Origin of the sequence: Promicromonospora kroppenstedtii DSM 19349 (assembly GCF_000515355.1) — a bacterium.
Classification (GTDB): Bacteria; Actinomycetota; Actinomycetes; order Actinomycetales; family Cellulomonadaceae; genus Promicromonospora; species Promicromonospora kroppenstedtii.
On the sequence record NZ_KI911706.1, the window covers coordinates 3907 to 4450 of the forward strand.

Annotated in this window: 1 pseudogene; it reads left to right on the top strand. The window is 75.4% G+C overall.

The annotated features are described in order from the left end of the window. Positions 1–544 (top strand): annotated as a pseudogene (locus PROKR_RS35425) (hypothetical protein); the annotation flags it as partial.

Genomic DNA, 544 nt, shown 5'->3' on the forward strand with positions numbered 1-544 from the left:
CAGGCCCGGGTGCTGCGCCCGTTCACCGATCGGCGGGACTGGTGGTGGCTCGGCGTCGACCACCCGATCATGAACTGGAGCCCCTGGATCCAGGGCAACGTGCTCGCCGCGAACCTCGCGCTGGAGGACGACCCCGACCGTCGCGCGGCCACCACCGCGCTCGTGGCAGACGGGATCGCCGCGTACTGGGCCTCCCTGCCCGCCGACGGCGGGGTCGACGAGGGCTACCACTACTGGTGGCAGGGAGCGGCCCGCGCGCTGGAGGCGCAGGACCTGCTCACGTTCGCGGGGACCGACCCCGCGCCCGAGGCGCTGGACCGCATCCGCGCGACCCTGGCCTTCCCGCACGCCATCGCACCTGGGCGGCGACTGGTACGTCAACGTGGCCGACGGCGCCGCGCGGCCGCTCGCGACCTGGCCCTGGAACGTCGTGCACACGTGGGCCGAGCGGATGGGCGACGCGGCGGCGGCACAGCACGCGGCGTCGTACCGCGGGCAGCCCGGCGGACTGTTCGACGAGCGCGCCTCTCTGCCCCGTGCGGTC